Annotated in this window: 14 protein-coding genes; 2 read left to right on the top strand and 12 right to left on the bottom strand. The window is 58.3% G+C overall.

What is annotated here, in order from left to right; all coding sequences use genetic code 11:
• Nucleotides 1-173: 173 nt before the first annotated feature.
• The 3 genes from tpx to JJO78_RS00520 all read right to left on the bottom strand — a co-directional run bounded on the left by tpx (nucleotide 174) and on the right by JJO78_RS00520 (nucleotide 3,114).
• Nucleotides 174-671, bottom strand: coding sequence for a thiol peroxidase (tpx, locus tag JJO78_RS00530; RefSeq protein WP_036211458.1), 498 nt, complete (start codon nucleotides 669-671; stop codon nucleotides 174-176).
• A gap of 102 nt (nucleotides 672-773) precedes the next feature.
• Nucleotides 774-1,979, bottom strand: a complete 1,206-nt coding sequence (locus JJO78_RS00525; RefSeq protein WP_075194675.1) for a Bcr/CflA family multidrug efflux MFS transporter — start codon at nucleotides 1,977-1,979, stop codon at nucleotides 774-776.
• A gap of 223 nt (nucleotides 1,980-2,202) precedes the next feature.
• Nucleotides 2,203-3,114 carry a LysR family transcriptional regulator gene (locus tag JJO78_RS00520; RefSeq protein ID WP_036211452.1) on the bottom strand — a complete coding sequence of 304 codons (912 nt, stop codon included), beginning with the start codon at nucleotides 3,112-3,114 and terminating at the stop codon, nucleotides 2,203-2,205.
• Between the two features lie 139 nt (nucleotides 3,115-3,253).
• Between JJO78_RS00520 and JJO78_RS00515 the strand changes: the two genes are divergently transcribed.
• Complete coding sequence (locus JJO78_RS00515; RefSeq protein ID WP_273622649.1) at nucleotides 3,254-3,925, top strand: haloacid dehalogenase type II; 672 nt, start codon at nucleotides 3,254-3,256, stop codon at nucleotides 3,923-3,925.
• A 167-nt stretch (nucleotides 3,926-4,092) separates the two neighbouring features.
• Here the strand turns inward: JJO78_RS00515 and JJO78_RS00510 are convergent, their stop codons facing one another.
• The gene (locus tag JJO78_RS00510; protein ID WP_269400194.1) at nucleotides 4,093-5,244 is read right to left on the bottom strand and encodes an alpha/beta fold hydrolase; all 1,152 of its coding nucleotides are present in this window, start codon (nucleotides 5,242-5,244) and stop codon (nucleotides 4,093-4,095) included.
• Between the two features lie 372 nt (nucleotides 5,245-5,616).
• Here JJO78_RS00510 and JJO78_RS00505 point away from each other — a divergent pair, with 372 nt between their 5' ends.
• Nucleotides 5,617-6,513 (top strand): acyltransferase, encoded by an 897-nt coding sequence (locus tag JJO78_RS00505; protein ID WP_127401951.1) that lies wholly within the window; start codon nucleotides 5,617-5,619, stop codon nucleotides 6,511-6,513.
• Here the strand turns inward: JJO78_RS00505 and JJO78_RS00500 are convergent.
• The 8 genes from JJO78_RS00500 to JJO78_RS00465 form a co-directional block, all read right to left on the bottom strand.
• Nucleotides 6,510-6,716, bottom strand: a complete 207-nt coding sequence (locus tag JJO78_RS00500) for a hypothetical protein (protein ID WP_036211442.1) — start codon at nucleotides 6,714-6,716, stop codon at nucleotides 6,510-6,512. The genes JJO78_RS00505 and JJO78_RS00500 overlap by 4 nt on opposite strands.
• A 67-nt stretch (nucleotides 6,717-6,783) precedes the next feature.
• Complete coding sequence (locus tag JJO78_RS00495; RefSeq protein ID WP_273622648.1) at nucleotides 6,784-8,772, bottom strand: ribonuclease R family protein; 1,989 nt, start codon at nucleotides 8,770-8,772, stop codon at nucleotides 6,784-6,786.
• Between the two features lie 75 nt (nucleotides 8,773-8,847).
• Nucleotides 8,848-10,566 (bottom strand): sensor domain-containing diguanylate cyclase, encoded by a 1,719-nt coding sequence (locus JJO78_RS00490; protein WP_075194687.1) that lies wholly within the window; start codon nucleotides 10,564-10,566, stop codon nucleotides 8,848-8,850.
• Between the two features lie 74 nt (nucleotides 10,567-10,640).
• Nucleotides 10,641-11,090, bottom strand: coding sequence for a DUF411 domain-containing protein (locus JJO78_RS00485; protein WP_036211433.1), 450 nt, complete (start codon nucleotides 11,088-11,090; stop codon nucleotides 10,641-10,643).
• Nucleotides 11,091-11,215: 125 nt separating this feature from the next.
• Nucleotides 11,216-13,480: a heavy metal translocating P-type ATPase gene (locus tag JJO78_RS00480; protein ID WP_051947086.1), complete on the bottom strand. Its 2,265-nt coding sequence runs from the start codon at nucleotides 13,478-13,480 to the stop codon at nucleotides 11,216-11,218.
• A gap of 6 nt (nucleotides 13,481-13,486) precedes the next feature.
• Entirely contained in the window at nucleotides 13,487-13,918 is a 432-nt protein-coding gene (locus JJO78_RS00475) for a MerR family transcriptional regulator (protein ID WP_036212011.1), read from the bottom strand.
• Between the two features lie 229 nt (nucleotides 13,919-14,147).
• Nucleotides 14,148-14,465, bottom strand: coding sequence for a hypothetical protein (locus tag JJO78_RS00470; protein WP_091643123.1), 318 nt, complete (start codon nucleotides 14,463-14,465; stop codon nucleotides 14,148-14,150).
• 58 nt (nucleotides 14,466-14,523) lie between these two features.
• Nucleotides 14,524-16,785 carry a bifunctional diguanylate cyclase/phosphodiesterase gene (locus JJO78_RS00465; protein ID WP_091643126.1) on the bottom strand — a complete coding sequence of 754 codons (2,262 nt, stop codon included), beginning with the start codon at nucleotides 16,783-16,785 and terminating at the stop codon, nucleotides 14,524-14,526.
• Nucleotides 16,786-16,835: the final 50 nt, after the last annotated feature.

Genomic DNA, 16,835 nt, shown 5'->3' with positions numbered 1-16,835 from the left:
AGCTATCGGTTTGTGAGTGGGTGCAAAGGCCGGGGCGCCTTCCCCAGACACGCCGTGAACCCATCCATGGGGGCTCGGCATTGCCATCCCTGGCAATGCACGGTCTGGGGAAGGCGCCCCGGCCTTCGCACATCGATTACGGAGTCGCTTTCAGTAAGTCGGAGTGCTGGGAATCAAAGCGCCGAAAGAGCGGCTTCGTAATTCGGTTCTTCCTTGATCTCACCAACCAGCTCACTGTGCAGAACCCTGTTGTTCTCGTCCAGAACCACCACCGCGCGGGAGGTCAGGCCAGCAAGTGGGCCGTCCTGGATGGCAACACCGTAATCTTCCTGGAAGCTGTAGTTTCGGAAGCTGGAAAGGGTAGTGACATTTTCCAGGCCTTCGGCACCACAGAATCGACCGGCGGCGAAGGGCAGGTCGGCAGAAATGACCAGCACCACCGTGTTGTCCAGGCTGCTGGCTTTTTCATTGAACTTACGGGTGGAGGTGGCGCAGGTCGGGGTGTCTACGCTGGGGACAATATTCAGAACTTTGCGCTTACCAGCCCAGTTGTCGAGGGTGACGTCTTCCAGGCCCTGAGTGGTTAGGGTGAAGTTGGGGGCGGTGTCGCCGGTTTGCGGAAGGGTGCCGCTCACGGTGATTGGATTGCCGCCGAGTGTGACGTTGCTCATTTGGAACTCCCTGATACTGGTCTAATGGATTTGTGTTTAACAGCTTACTCTGTGTAGCCCATTTTGGATGTTTTTTCATCCGGGAGTCGAGTTAAGTTGGTTTCAGGCGGGCTCAAATCCGGGAGCAGGATGGCGCTGGACCATTAGCAGGTAGCTGCAGAGGGCCGCAATGGCACAGGCAGCGATGATGCCTGCCATCACCAGTGACGTGCCGTCGTGGAAGTGCCCCACGAGAGCACCCACAATGGCTGCAACCACCATCTGGGTGAAGCCGAACAGTGCGGAGGCCGAACCGGCCATTTGGGGAAAATTAGCCAGGGCCCCGGCCATGGTCTGAGGCAGGACCATGCCCACACCGACCATAAACAACGCTTGTGGCAGCACCACTGCCCATACGTTGTAAACCTGCGAGGCTGCCAGTGCGGCCATGAAGCCGCCACCGATAACCGATATCGTCAGGCCTCGCACCAGTATCTGATCTGGCGCAAACGAGCGGCCCAGGCGGATGGCCGTGAGGTTGCCGCCAATATAACCGGCCACGATACAGGCGAAGAACAGACCGAAGTGCTGGGGTTCCACGCCCAGGAAATCAATCAGCACGAACGACGAGCCTGACAGGAACGCAAACAGGCCGGCGAAGGTCAGGGAGTTGGTCAGGGTGTAGCCCAGGAAGCTGATGTCCGAGGCAATTGCCCGGTAGTTCTTCCATAGGCTGCTAACGCGAAGGGATTGCCGGTTTTCCGGGCGCATCGGCTCGGGAATACCCACTGCAACCACCACAGCCATGATGAGCGCGTAGCCACCCAGTGCCAGAAAAATTGACGACCAGCCCAAGCTGACCACCATAAAACCGCCGAGAGTTGGTGCAACAGCGGGTGCCAGGGCCATGATGCTGGCCAGAATAGCCATGATTTTTGCGGCGTCCCGTGGGGAATAGATATCCCGTACGGCTGCCCGGCCCAGCACTGGGCCGGCCGAGCCGCCAAGCGCTTGCAGGAAGCGGCACAGGATCAGTGTTTCAATATTGGTCGCAAGAGCACAAACAACGCTGGCGATCGCAAACAGCAGGAATCCGCCAATCATGATGGGCTTACGCCCGAACCGGTCCGCCAGCGGGCCGCAGACCAACTGCGCTAGGGCGAACCCGACCATGTAGATACTCAGCGTAAGCTGTACTTGACCTGTATTGGCCGAGAGCGCCTCTCCCATAGCGGGCAAGGCAGGCAGGTACATATCAATCGCCAGCGGCCCGAGGGCGACAGCGGCTGCCAATAGTATCGTTGTCCATACACTGGTGAGTGCGAGCATTACTGATCCCGGAATCTTTGGAGTACGGCACTGGGTGAGAGCCGGCCTTCTGAAACACGCTGTAAATACATCCCTGTACGCTCGGCTCCGCCATCCATGGCTCCGCACGGTTTCAGAAGGCCGGCTCTCACCCAGCGCTCAATCTGATATGGGGAGTCTACGCTCGTCCTGTCCTGGGATAACGGCCAGCTATTTCATACAATGTATGAACAAATCAGATGAATTAGGTATTGAGGCCATTGATGGTCGCTGCTACGCCGTTGACGTGGTTTCGAATCCAGCGGTGAGCGGGGTCGTTCTGGTTGCGTTTGTGCCACAGCATCAGCAATGTGAATGGCTTGTAGTCGAACGGTAGGGGCGTCCATGCAAACTGCTGCAGTAAGTCCTCACTCATGCGCTTGGGTGCTGTTGCGAGCATGTCAGTGCCTTGCAGGAAGGCTGGCAGGCCGGAAAAATTGGACACGGTTACGGCGGTTCTCCGGGTCAATCCCTGGGCGGCTAACGAACCTTCGAAAGCTGTTTTTTCACCCGTGCCAAACAGGATGGCGATGTGGTCCGCCTTCAGGTAATCCGCCAGGGACTCCGGGGCCTGGCGGATGGCGGGATCGTAGAAAACCACCATCTGATCCGCCATCAGGCCCCGCTGCATGATGTCGGTAGCTTCCGGTGCGTGAGGGGAAATAATCAAGTCACACAAGTCTTTACGCAACATGTCGGCGGTCGGAATGCCCGAGGGGACAACCTGCAAGCGGATGCCAGGCGCTTCTTGTCGGATCACGGACAACAGTCCGGGTAACAGCAGGTCGCGCTGATAGTCGTTGGCGGCGATGGTGAAGGTGAACTCGGCCGTGGCCGGGGCAAACGGCGGTCCGGAAGACAGGGAGTGCAGGTCGTCCAGTATCTGGCGAATGTGTGGGCCGGCCTGGAGAGCATACCGGGTGGGGACAATGCCTCGGCCGGATTTGACGAACAGAGCGTCGCCCAGGGCTTGGCGTAATCGGTCCAGGGTGTGGCTGACAGCCGATTGACTCACGCCCAGTCGCACAGCAGCTCGAGAAACGCTGCCCTCATCCAGCACTGCAATGAAGGTGCTGAGGGAGCGAATGTCGAGGTTAAATGTATCAACAGGGTTCATGAATAGCAGTGTACCCGAGGCGTGGGAGGTTGCCCATTCCGGAGTACTTTGTTGTTGGTGGTTTGAGTAAGCATTCAAAAAACGATGCGGACTGGTTTACGATGTCGTGACACTGGTTGAACAAATTTAGGAGCACCCGATGAAACCGATCCTGGCGTTCGATGTATACGGAACCCTGGTGGACCCCATGGGAATGGCAGATCTGTTGGCGCCGGACGCAGGCGAGGCGGCGGAGTCCGTGAGTGCCCAGTGGCGGGAAAAACAGTTGGAATTTTCCTTTCGCAAGGGGCTGATGCGCATGTACGAGGATTTCGGAGCCTGTACGCGGCAGGCGCTAAGGTATGCGATGGCCAGCCATGGGTTGAGCTTAAGTGGAGAGCGGGAAGATGAGTTGATGGGGGCCTATCTGTCCCTACCTGCGTTTGACGACTCGTTGCCGGCACTGGAATCCCTGCAGGGCGAGTATCGGATGTTTGCCTTTTCCAATGGCACCTATCCGGCGTTGGAGAAGGTGCTGGGGCATAACCATTTGCTGGATCAGTTTGAGGGGCTGGTGTCGGTGGATGACATCAAGAGCTTCAAGCCGGACCCGGCGGTGTATGCCTATGCACGACGGGCAACCGGGGCGATGGATAAGCCTCTGTGCCTGGTGTCCAGTAACGCGTGGGATGTGATTGGTGCCCGGGCGGCGGGGTTGGCGGCCATCTGGGTGCAGAGGGATGCCGGGAAGGTGTTTGAAGATTGGGGGATTGAGCCTAATGCGGTGGTTCGGAGTCTTTCTGAGCTACCTGCTACATTGGATAACCTTTAACTTCCGGGGTGGCGCGTCTCGTAGCGTCCCTTCCAAAACACGCCTCAAGACGTCCTGTTCGGCTTGGGCTCCGCCATCCATGGCTCCGCACAGTTTTGGAAGGGACGCTACGAGACGCGCTTCCGACTTATGTGCCGGCGGTCTCCCAGTCGCGCGTTCTGTGTGATTCAGTCCGATCTTTCAGCCAACCACTCCGCCATCTCCAGCCAACTTTCCTTCGGCGCCTTGCTCCCGGCCAGAATGCCCATGTGGCCCCCGGGGGTAACCCGGAAGGTAACGTCCTTCGAGCTGACATGGTCTTCGATGCGTTTCACCGCGCCGGGGGTTGCCAGGGTGTCGGTATCGCCGGCGATGGCAAGTAAGTTGGCGTTTACATTCTCCAGCCGGGCGACGTCTTCGCCGATCTGGATCTGGCCTTTAGAGAGTTCGTTGTCGATCCACAGGCGTACCACGGCATCCTGCACGATGCCGCCGGGGTAGGCGACCATGCGGTCGAGGAAGGCGGAGGTGGTGGCGTGGCTGGCGACGAAGTCGCGGTCGCCCAGGCGGACGATGAGTTCCCAGTAGCCCATCACGCTGCCGATGGGATTGGTGAGTTTGAAGCCGATGGTGTTGGCCCAGCCCGGAGAGTGGAACCAATGAGGTTTCACGTCATGCAGGCGGAAGCCGGTGCGCTTACGGACGAAATCGGCGACGTCGGACACCCGCTGGTACATCAAACCCATCAGGCCTGACGCGTGGCTGTCGATGGGCGAGCCCAGCACGATGGCGTTGCGGATGTGCTGGTCGCGGCTGAGGGCAGAATAGAACAGCGTAAACATGCCGCCCAGGCTCCAGCCGTGCAACGACAGCTCCTGCTCACCGCTGTGTTCCCGCACCCGGTTCAGGTATGCCGGCAGTAACTCCGCCACGTAGGTGTGCAGGTTGTAGTGACTGTGCTGGCGCGTGGGTACGCCCCAGTCGATCAGGTACACCTCAAACCCCTTGGCCCGCAGGAACCGCACCAGACTGCGTTGGGGAAACAGGTCGTAGATCAGCATGTTCACCGCCAGTGGCGGCACGATCACGATGGGCGTCTTGTGGGGCGTGCGCTCCACATCAATCATCTCGCCGTCCAACTCGATAAAATCCTCGGCCAGCGGTGGGTAGTATCGCAGGCTCACCAGCCCATCGGTGTACAAGGTCTCGAACGGTGTCTGCCCTGCCTGCACCAGGCTGGCGGCCCGGAATACGCGGTCGAAGGCGTTACCGGCGTATAGTGCGGTCTGGCGAGTCAGCCCCGAGACTTTGTTGAAGGCGTACTGCAGTGGATCAGGCATGGAAGTGTCCATCGTTGCTGCGGGCTTCACCCAAAAAATCTATGTTGTTTATGGCATTGTGATGGCCAGAAGGCGTTAACTGAAGAGTAACAGGGGAGGAGTGGACAGGCCTTTGACAGACCGTGCATTGCCATGGATGGCAATGCCGAGCCCCCATGGATGGGTTCACGGCGTGTCTGGCGAAGGCCTGTCCACTCCTCACCATAGCTCAGCGGCTAACAGGCTGGGGCCAAGATTACCGGCCAACCTCAGGTGCGACTATGGCAAGAACGTCCATCACCAATGGCAAACCGGTCACTTCAGGCCACTGCCCAAACCTGCCAACCATTGGTATCATTCAGCCATCTTAAAAAAACCAACAACAGGACCACCATGCTCAGCTTCCTGCCAGCTCCCGTTATCGGCGTCATCAGTTCCATCCTCCTGGGGCTGAATACCCTGTTCTGGTGCCTGCTTCTCTATATCCCGGCGATATTGAAGCTGATTATTCCCCACACCGGTTTCCGGGTGCTGTGCACCAAAGTCATCATCTGGATCGCCGAGGCCTGGGTTGCCTGCAACACCGGCTGGATGAAACTCACCCAAGGCACGGAATGGACCGTCCACGGCGACGAAAAGCTTAAACGGGAAAGCTGGTACCTGGTGTTGAGCAACCATCAAAGCTGGGTCGACATCTTCGCCATGCAGCGGGTGTTCAACCACCGTGCACCGTTTCTGAAGTTCTTCCTCAAGCAACAACTGATCTGGGTGCCGGTCATAGGGTTGGCCTGGTGGGGGCTGGATTTCCCGTTTATGAAACGCTACACCCGTGAGTACCTGATCAAGCACCCTGAAAAGCGCGGTGAAGATCTTAAAGCGACCCGTACGGCCTGTGAGAAGTTCCGCTACACCCCGGTGAGCGTGATGAATTTCGTTGAAGGCACGCGCTTTACCCAGGCCAAGCACGACAAGCAGAAATCAAAATACACCCACCTGCTGACGCCCAAGGCCGGTGGCGTGGCCTTTGTGCTGGATGCCATGGGCGACTCCATCGAAACACTGGTGGATGTCACGATTGCCTATCCAGGGGGCGCTCCAACGTTCTGGGATTTCATGTGTGGAAGGGTGAGTAAAGTCGGCATGGAGATCGACACAGTTACCATCCCGGCGCACCTGAAGGGCCGGGATTACGCGACGGATGCCGAGCATCGCAAAAACGTGAAAAACTGGCTGGCGGAACAGTGGCGGGCGAAGGACGAGCGTCTGTCGAGGATGCTTGAGCAGGGCTAATTGCTGCCTTCGTCATCTTCGATTTCGTCCGGGTGCTCTTTCTTGTAGCGCTCCCACTCTTCCCAGTCATGGGGTGTGCCAGCATGAGGGCGCTTCAAGTGCTTTGCGTGTTCCATCGCATTGTGGCGCAGGCTGTGGTCGCGCTCCTCTTCTTCCTCTTCGAAGCCGTACTTCTTCAGGAACTCGGTTGGGCTGATAGGCATCCGGATTCACCTCCGTAACGAATAAGTGCCCGCTTATTCACTAAGATGGCGCTCCGGAGCCAGATTTTCAAGCCTCGTCGGTGTTCGCGGGCTCACGGCCTTCAGTCGGCGCATCCACCAGATTGAACTGGATCTGTTTTCTTTCGTCGTCGACGCCGGAGAAGGTCACAGTCACGGGTTGTTCCAACTGGAACGTACGGCCGTTTTTGTTGTGAATCAAGCGCAACGTAACGGGATCGAAGCTGAACTTACCTTCAAGTGTCTTGCAGCTCACGAACCCTTCCAGGCCGTTGGCGTCCAGCCGTACAAAGAACCCAGCAGGCGTTGTGCGGCTGATCACGCCAGTCATCGAGTCCTCGCCAAGGGTTTTCGCAAAATCGCTCTTGAGCCAGTTCTCAAGGCTGTTGGCAGCCTGACGGGCGCGGATCTGGGTCTGTTGCAGTTCGGCCAGTTGGTCATCGTTGAGCTCGTTCAGCGATTCCTGCCACAGGATCGACTTGATCAGCCGATGCACGTGGAAGTCGCTGAACTTGCGAAGTGGCGACGTGAACGTGGTGTAGGCGGCCAGCCCCATGCCCTGATGGGGGGCGGGCGTGAACGACAGCTCGGCGCGGGCAAGCTGGCGGGAAATGATGGCTTTGACAGGAACCTCTGCGTCCAGCCCGTCGGTCTGCTTCATCAGGTCGCGAAAGCCTGCGGCGCTGGTGGCGTCGATATCGGCGAGCTGTGGGGCATAGCCTTCCAGCAAGGCGCGGACGTTGTCGGTGCGGTCGTCCCGCAAACCGGGATGCTGGATAAACAGCCCCTTGTCACGTTGCCCCAGGAAGTCGGCCGCGCAGCGGTTGGCGGCGATCATGCATTCTTCCACCAGGCGATGGGCCTCGTTCTGAACGGAGGGCTCGATCAGCCGTATCCTGCGATTCTCGTCCAGGCGCAGCCGGAATTCGGGGCGGTCACCGTTCACCAGTGCGTGCTCGTTTCGCCATTTGCGCAGAGCGGTGGCGATCTGGTGGAGCTGGTCGAGGCTGTTGGAAACGGTATCCGGAAGCGCCTTGATATCGTCGTCTTCCCGGCCTTCGATCAGGTTGGAGACCAGTTCATAACTGAGTTTGCCGTGGGAGCGAATCACTGCCTGATGAAATTGATAGTCGCCGAGGCTGCCATCGTTGTTCACCTGAAGGTCGCAGACCAGTGCCAAGCGCTTGGTGTCCGGCATTAACGAACACAGGCGGGTACTGAGGGTATCCGGCAGCATGGGCAGTGGTTCGCCGGGAAAATAGATGGCGGTGGCGCGGCGAAAGGCCTCCTGCTCGGCAGGGCTGCCCGGCTCGATAACAGCCGTCGGGTCAGCAATGGCAATGGACAGTTTCCAGCCAGTGGCGTTGGGCTCTGCCAGCAGGGCATCGTCCATGTCCTGGGTGCCGGGGCTGTCGATGGTCACATAGGGCTGGTCGGTGCGATCGTCCCGGCCTTCGCTTTTTGCGTCAACGGTTGATTCATCCAGCGCACTGGCCTGTTTCTGCACGGCGTCGGGCCAGGTGTCTGGCAGGTGGAAGGTGGCAACGGTGAGTGCGCGTTCGATGCCGGTATCACCGGCTTTGCCGAGGACCTTGAGGATCTTTGCCTGGCCTTTGCCATCCTTGATCGGATGTTTGTGAATCTGGCAGTAGATGTAATCGTCGGGCTCGGCACCCTGGCGTTCTTTCGGCGGTATGAAGATCCAGCGGTTGATGCCGGGGGTTTCCGGCACCACGAAGTGGCCTTTACCTTTCACCAGATAGCGACCAACGAACGTGTCCAGACTGGTGTCCAGCAGTTCGTCGATCATGCCCTGGGTCTTGCCTTTGTCACCCTCTTCCTCGGTGATCTTGACGCGGTCACCGGGCAGCACTTTCTGCATTTCTTCCGGTGGCAGGAAGACGTCTCGCCCCTCATCCAGCGCAACAAAGCCGAAACGCCCATTGGTGGCTTTGACGGTACCCGGAAAGACAACCTTGTTTTCCTCGATATTGGTTTTCAGCTGGCGCAACTGGCTGAGGGCGTCGGCATTGAGCATGAACAGAACCTGGCTGGATAAAATTTGAGTGTCGCTGCGGAGTATACCGGTTATGGCGGTATGAGTCAGACCATGTTACGCGGGGTTAATTTCCTGGCCTGATCCATCCGTGATAAGCACTTTGTTCCGCCCCTGCTGTTTCACACGGTAAAGCGCCTGATCGGCCTGTCGCAGAATGGTGTCAACGTCGTCACCGGGTTGGCAGAGGTACCCGCCCACGCTAACGGTCACCGGCGTGCCGGTGCGAATGCTGTCCCTTTCGATGGTTTCGCGTATCCGCGCGGCAATCTGGCACAGCGTATCTTCATCGCAGGGCGAGAGCACCACCACGAATTCGTCGCCGCCCCAGCGGCCGGGGTGGTCGTAGGGCCGCACGCCGGCCTTGAGCCACAGTGCCACGCGGCAGAGAATGTCGTCACCGGCCTGATGGCCAAGCTCGTCGTTGATGGCCTTGAAGTGGTCAATGTCCAGCCAGATCAGACCAAAGCCCGTGTTCTGTCGTTTTGCCCGCTGTATTTCTTCATCCAGGGCTTCGTCCAGACCACGGCGGTTCTTCAGCCCGGTAAGGGCGTCAACACGCGCCAGCCTGTTCAGCTCGTCAGTACGTTGCGCAACCTTCCGTTCCAGTTCGCGGGTTGAATGCTCGAGGGTGTCGGTCATTGTCTCGAAATGACTGGCAAGCCGGCCGATCTCGTTGTCCGGTTTTTCCAGGTGCGGAAGCGCAAAGCTGCCACCTCGAACCTTCTCAACCGCACTCTCAAGGCTGACGAGGGGTTTGAGGATGCGCGAACGGATAATCAGATGGAACAGGATCAGGGTGACCAGCAAACTGGTCAGGAACACGGCAACCAGAGGCCATAGGTAACTGCGGGGCAGGAGCGTTTCAAGATCCAGCAGGGTGATCTCGAACCAGCCGATGGCAGGCAGGAAGGCCACGCCAGCCAGGTGTTTTCGGCCGTCCACGGTCACAAAGCTGCTCTCCACGGCACCGGTGGCGCCGCCCCGGTTTTTCAGAAGTTGCAGCATGCCGAGCACCTTCTGCTTGTCTTCCGGGTTATCAAACAGCAGGTCGACGGTGCTTTTCTGGCCTTCGGGTTTGATGATGCTGGCAAAGTCGATGTAGTTGCGGTCGCGGTAGAGCTGTATCGCGCCGTTGTAGTCCACGAACAGGGTGGTGATTCCCTCTTGGTCAATATCCACGATATCTTGCAGGAACGCGTCCAGGTCCAGGCCGGTACCAACCATGCCGACGATGCGATCTTCCTCATCCCGCATTAGCACGTCGATCCAGAGTTTGGTCACACCGAGCTCGGTATCGGGGTTTACGTTCAGATGAAAGTTGCGGCCTTCCTCAATCAGTTGGAAGAACCAGGCATCTTCGGGTTTGTCGGGGTCCAGGATGTAGCGGAACTGATCATTCGCAAATTCGTTGTTGGCATTGTTGTAGTAGTAGCGGCGGGAATCACGGAGGGCGACGAAATAACTGTTGTCGCGGAAATTGCTCCGGAAGCTTTCCATTTCGCGTATGGCGTCGCTTTGTAACGCCTTATCTTCCGGTGAGGTAGCCCAGTTGACCAGCGTGGAGGAGTCGGCCATCTGGCGGGCGAGCCCGATTTCCCGTTCCAGGGATTGCAGCAGGCGGGCGCTGTCATAGCGCACCTGTATTTCGGCAACCTGCTGCCCCCAGCGCTCGATGATGTCGTCTGAAAGCTCACGATACGCGAGCCAGGAGGCGACTGAGGCGATGATCATCAGAGCCGCTGCCAGGCCCAGTAGTCGGGTTTTCAGGCTCAAAAGCTTTCCTTATGCACAGTCTGGATCTATCTGGAAGGTATGATAGAGCAGGCATGGCAAAGTGTGTAGGAAAACTAGTTGTGTTCTGCGAAGACTTTGGTCTGGCCGCTGTCGTTGAACATCAACACCTGATAGTGGTCCTTGCGATCCCCCACTTCCATGCCGGGTGAGCCAGCCGGCATGCCGGGCACCGACAGACCCTTTGCTTTCGGGGCCTGGGCGATCAACCGGTGAATGTCGTTGGCGGGCACATGACCTTCAATCACATAGTCGCCAACAAACGCGGTGTGGCAACTGGCGAGTGACGGTGTCAGGCCGGCGTCGATCTTTATCGGATTCAGGTTATTGGTTTCAGTGACTTCCACCTTGAAACCGTTTTCCTTCAGGTGGTCCACCCAATCCGTGCAGCAACCGCAGGTCGGTGACTTGTAGACATGGATGTCTTTCAGCCCGTCTTCGGCCTGTAACTGACCGTTCAAGCCGACGGTTGCGACGAGGCCAAGGGCCAACAGTTGTTTTTTCATGATGTTACCTCAATGATGATGGCTGTGATCGTGGTTTGGTTCTCCGCCGCCAGAGGGTGACAACCAGAACCACCAGACGATGGCGGCCATCAGGATCAGTCCTCCGGCATTGACCAGAAGTGCGTTCATTGGTTCCCCTCCTTGCCTGCGTTACTGGTGGTTTTGAACAGTCGCAGCCGGTTGGCGTTGGTAACGACCGTGACCGAGGACAGCGACATCGCGGCGCCGGCCAGTATTGGGCTCATCAGAATCCCCCACAGTGGGTAAAGCAGTCCGGCCGCGACGGGTATGCCCAACGAATTGTAGGCAAAGGCGCCGAACAGGTTCTGATGGATGTTGCGTACCGTGGCCCGGGATATCTCAATGGCGTCGGCAACGCCGTGGAGAGAGCCCCGCATCAGCGTAATACCGGCGCTTTCAATGGCGACATCGGTGCCGGTGCCAATGGCAAAGCCAACGTCCGCCGCTGCAAGGGCAGGCGCATCGTTGATGCCGTCGCCTACCATTGCCACGGTATAACCTTTGCCCCGCATCTCGCTGACGATGGTGGCCTTGTCTTCCGGCAGAACTTCAGCGCGGTAATCGTCGATCCCGGTTTTCTCGGCGATGGCCCTGGCGGTGCCGTCGACGTCGCCGGTCACCATCATCACCCGGATGCCGGCGTCGTGCAGTCGCCGTATGGCGGCTTCCGAATCCTGTTTCACCGCATCGGCAACGCCGACCACCCCCAGGGCTTGATTGCCCAGGGCCAGGAACAGTGGGGTTCCGGCCTCGGCGGTGATGGCATTGGCCTCCTCCTGCAGTTCGGCCAGATCAATGTTCTCGCTCTCCAGCCAGCGGCGGTTGCCCAGGCGCGCGGTTTGTCCATCCAGCTCGCCCTGCACGCCTTTGCCGTTGAGGGCTTCGAAGCGGGTGACATTGTCCGGCGTTGCCCCTTGGTCCTTCGCCTTCGCCATAATGGCTTCGGCCAACGGGTGCTCCGAGTGTTGTTCCAGACCGGCGGCCAGGGCCAGCAACCTGCGGGTATCGCCGTCGGTGGCATGAAAACGGGTGACGGCCGGGTGCCCCTCGGTAATGGTGCCAGTCTTGTCCAGGATCACCAGATCCAGCTTGCCGGCCGTCTGCAGGGCGTCCCCCTGGCGAATCAGTGCGCCGTATTCGGCCGCCTTGCCGACGCCCACCATCACTGACATAGGCGTGGCAAGCCCAAGGGCACAGGGGCAGGCGATGATCAGAACTGTTGTCGCGGCCACCATCATGTGAACCACGGCCGGTTCCGGCCCGACGTTGTACCAGACCAGTGCCGATACCACGGCAATCAGCATCACGCTGGGTACGAAAATCGAGGAAATCCTGTCTGCCAGGCGGCCGATAGCGGGCTTGGAGCCCTGGGCCTTTTTCACCAGACGGATGATTTGTGCGAGGGCAGTTTCGCTGCCCACGCGGGTGGCCTTGTAGATAATGGAGCCGTGGGTGTTGATGGTGCCGGCGGACACTTCGTCGCCTTCGCCCTTGCTGACAGGCATGGGCTCGCCGGTGAGCATGCTTTCGTCAACGCGGGTGCTGCCTTCGGTAATCTCCCCGTCCACCGGGAGTTTTTCACCCGGACGAACGCGGATGTGATCACCCGCCCGAACCTGCTCCACCGGCAGGTCTTGCTCCTCGCCATCACGGATTACGCGTGCGGTTTTGGCGCGCAGATCCAACAGCCGGCGCACGGCTTCCGAGGTCTTGCCCTTGGCGCGAAGCTCCAGTGCCTGCCCCAGATTGATCAGGCCGATAATCATCGCTGACGCCTCAAAATACACGTGCCGTGCCATTTCCGGCAGTGCATCCGGGATGCTGGCTACCGTCATGGAATAGACCCAGGCAGTGCCGGTCCCCAAGGCGATCAGCGTATCCATGTTGGCATTGTGGTGCCGGAACGCTTTCCACGCTCCGGAGAAAAAGTGACCACCGGTGACAGCCATGACGCCCAGGGTGACCACGCCAAGGGTCAGCCAGATCGGTTGGTTCTCGCTGGTCACCATCATGGTGCCGAAACCCATGCCCCAGATCATCAGGCCGAGACCGAGTCCCAGACTGACAGCCATCTTCACCAGCAGGGTCTTGTACTGCTTACGATCCTCCTCCTGCTTGCGGTCGTCCGCCGCGTCAGGGTCTTCGATTTGGCTGGCTCCATAGCCGGAGCTTTCCACCGCCCTGATCAGAGCCTGAGGGTCAGCATGCCCGGTCGCTGTGGCAGTTCGGTCGGCCAGGTTCATGTGAGCGCCGGTGATGCCGTCCACCGACTTCAGGGCGCTCTCAATCGTATTCACGCAGGAGGCACAGTTGGCGCCGGTAACGGCCAGTTGAATCTGGCCGTCGTTCAAATCGGTTTTCTCATTCATCGAGCCTTACTCCTTCCAACCGTCGTCCGGCAGGGATTCATCCCAATGTTCAATCAGCCTGCAAATCGTGTGTCCGTCCGGTGTGCCGTCCGGCATATCCTGCCAGGCGGACAGCGCGGCGGTCATACGACTACGCAGTTGCTGTAACTCGGCAATCTCACGCTCCACTTCCACCAGCCGCTGCTGGAACACGTCCCGCACCATCGGGCAGGGTGAATGATGATCATCTGCCTGCTCCAGAATCTGTCGTATTTCCGGCAGTGAAAATCCGAGTTGCCGGGCTTTGCGGGCAAATCGTAACCGCCGCAGGTCTTCAGAATCGTATTGCTGGTAGTTGTTGTCCGGGTTCCGCGTGGGCTTCAGCAACCCCTCACGGGTATAAAACCGAACGGTGTCCGGGTTAACCCCGGCGCCAATAGCGATTTCTTTGACTTTCATAACGTTGCCGGCCATTCCGAACGTCGAACAAGTGAGTGGAAGGTATCTGTTTCCAAAACTGTGCGGAGCCATGGATGGCGGAGCCCAAGCGTCACATGGATGTGCCGCAGGAGCGTGTTTTGGAAACAGATACCTTTCAATCACGAACAGGCACCCAATGTCGGGTACCACCAGGCATTGCATTAGGAATAGACTAAAACCTATGAGCTACTCACAGGTCAAAGGTTTTTCAGGAAGAGTTTTTAGCGCGCAGGAAAGTGCCACAGGCTTTGCACTGGTCCGGGGCCATCAGCTTGGCCTGCCAGCCAATCTTCTGCCGACAGGCGGGACATGCAAGACGCAGTTGCAGAATGATAATGGGGGTAACTAAAGCGGCAATCAGAAGTCCCAGCGGCCCCCAGCTGTCGCCACTGGACAGCCCGAGCTGGCTGCTGAAGACCAGAACAATGACCAGCGAGAAGAACGCGAAAATAAAGTAACGCTTGTTCCAGGCTTCCCACCGTCGCAGACGGACATCCTGTTCCGCCGTCAGATACTTTGAACTCATGAGGCCACACCTTGAAAATGAATACGGCAATAGTGGTGAATTGCGGCACTCATTTCAATCAGCTACCAACCGGCGTGTCGATATCCAGCAAACCAGCGCTCAGCGCTCGCTCCAGTTCACCTGCCGGAATCGGGCGGCTGATCAGGTAACCCTGAATCAGATCGCAGCGGTGATTCTTGAGGAAAGTCAGCTGCTCATGGGTTTCCACGCCCTCCGCCACCACCTGGATGCCCAGGTTATGGGCCAGGTTAATCACCGCGCGGGTAATCACTGCGTCGTCGTGGCGCTCGGTAACGTCGGTAATGAAGGAGCGGTCGATCTTCAGCAGGTCCACTGGGAAATCCCGCAGGTAACCCAGCGAAGAGTAACCCACGCCGAAGTCATCAATGGCCAGGTGCATGCCCAGCTTGTGTAGCTTGGTCAGCTGGTTCAGGTTGTGCTCGATATTCTGGATGAAGATCTCTTCGGTCAGCTCCACCTCCAGCCGGCTCGCGGGAACGCCATTGCTTTCCAGCGCTTCCTGGATATGGTCGACAATGCTTTCGTCATCCAGTTCGCGCCCAGAGAGATTCACCGCAATGCGCAGATGGGAGTAGGGGCCTTTCTGCCATTTCGCCAGTTGCCGACAGGCGGCCATGACCACCCAGCGACCAATGTCGGTAATGCGGCCGCTTTCCTCCGCCAGGGGAATGAAGTCCACTGGTGGCAACAGGCCACGGCGAGGATGCTGCCAGCGTATCAAAGCCTCCACGCTGTTGATGGACGAGTCGTTGAGATCCAGTTGCGGTTGGAAATAGAGCACGAACTCGTCGTTGGCCAGCGCGTGGTTAAGATCCTTGTCCAATTCCAGGCGCATGACCTCCCGGTCCTGCATGCCCTCGGTGTAGAACTGATAGGTGTTGCGGCCCTGTTCCTTGGCGCGGTAGAGCGCCACATCGGCATTGCGCAGCAAGGTATCGGCATCCAGGCCGCTTTGAGGATAGACAGCCACGCCCATAGTGGCAGTGATACTATGTTCCTCACCCTGCACGGCAAACGGCTCTTCGAAGCATTGCTTGATCTGGCCCAGCAGATTGATTACATCATCAATGTTTTCAACATGCTGCTGGCACACCATGAACTCATCGCCGCCGGAATAGGCCACCATCACTTTTTCGTCGCTCAGGGCATTCAGGCGTTCAGCGACTTTGATGAGCAGTTCGTCGCCGAATTGATGGCCGAGAGAATCGTTGAGCGTCTGGAACCGGTCCAGGTCGATCATCACCAGCGCTGCCTGGCGCATCTGACGGTCGGCGATGCTTAGGGTGTGCGCCATGTCTTCCATGAAAAAACGACGATTGGCGAGGCCGGTCAGCGCATCTGTGGTTTCCAGGCGAGCGAGATCTTTTTGCACCGCCTGACGTTGGCTGATTTCCGCATCCAGCTCCCGGCGGGTTTTCAGCAGTGCATGGTTGCGCTTGAGAGTCAGCTGCACCAGGAGTGTGGTAAGGCTGGTCAGCAGGCCCATGAACAGCATGACGATGAAGGTCACAAATGGCCAGCGGCTGCGTTGTTCCTCGACCCACGAGATGGAGGGGGTTACCGCCAGTGTCCAATCAAGTGTTGGCAGGTCAACATCCAGGGTGCGGGAAAACCTGGAGTCTGTTTCCATGGAATCGTTAAGCACATAGGCGGGTTCGCCTTTTTCCCGGATTTCGATGTGGAAGGAGGTCAGGGCGCGGTTGGAAAGCATGTAATTAGCCAGGGTTTCCATCCGGAACACACCGGCAATAAAGCCGTTGTTGGCGTTGCCGGTGAATATGGGCGCGTAGATGACCATACCCTTGCCACCCTGCTTCAGGTTCACAATGCCGGAGATATCGAGGTTCCCCGTGGTCTGTGCCTCAAGCAGTGATGCCCGTCGTTCCGGGGAGAAGGCCACATTGAAACCAATGGCGTCTTCGTTACCTTCGATCGGCACCATCCAGCGGATGACATAATCGCGGTCAATCCACTCGATCGCCTGGTAGACGCCAAAATCTGACAGGTATCGGCGGGCGTCTTGCTCCCAGATCTCTTTTGGCGTGTCCGGTAGGGCTTCAAATCGTTTCGCCATGCGGCTGATGGAGTTTGCGTGAACACGGAATTCCCGCTCCAGCCGCTTTGCCATGGAACTGGCTTCGCTGCCAAGATTGGACTGGATTTGGGTGTGGTCCTGTTTTTCGATGCCGTACTGCAAAACCAGGGCGATTCCCAGAAACACCAGGAAAATCAGTGCCGGAAATGCCGGGTTCAGCAGTCCCCTCACGAACAGGGTTAGCGCCGATGCAGGTTTGTCCACAAAATGCTCCGGTTGATGAGGTGAGTGACTAACATATCGGCCGTATTCAT

Source organism: Marinobacter sp. DS40M6, assembly GCF_028581595.1.
Lineage (GTDB): Bacteria > Pseudomonadota > Gammaproteobacteria > Pseudomonadales > Oleiphilaceae > Marinobacter > Marinobacter salarius.
This window is presented reverse-complemented; position numbering and strand designations above follow the sequence as displayed.